This is a genomic window from Dellaglioa sp. CoH-57-MRSF-21 (assembly GCF_056781915.1).
Window position 1 is genome coordinate 1 of sequence record NZ_JBXAXU010000191.1, and the last position, 270, is coordinate 270.

Below are 270 nucleotides of genomic sequence, written 5' to 3' on the forward strand. Positions count from 1 at the left end.
CGGTTCGATGGAAGTGGTAAACGCTGCCATAGCGCACGCGCGGTGTGTCACCACCCAGCTCATCCCAGTACTGGCTCAGCGACTTCCTGAACGCATCGGGAAACGTGAATCCATGTTCGGTATGGATCGTTCCCCACGGAGTCTTTTCCACGCCAAGGGGCACAATGCGATCACGCATGTACACGAGGTTCGGATCGCCACCGCCGTACTGGTGCGCAACCCAATCGTAGTAGTCGTGGATACTGCTCTTAATCTTCATCTAGCCTCCTT

1 protein-coding gene is annotated in these 270 nt (G+C 55.9%); it reads right to left on the minus strand.

What is annotated here, in order from left to right; translation table 11 throughout:
- Nucleotides 1–259 (minus strand): hypothetical protein (locus AC1RPQ_RS08500; protein ID WP_481762346.1); only part of this gene is annotated, 259 nt, incomplete at its 3' end.
- Between the last annotated feature and the right edge of the window lie 11 nt (nucleotides 260–270).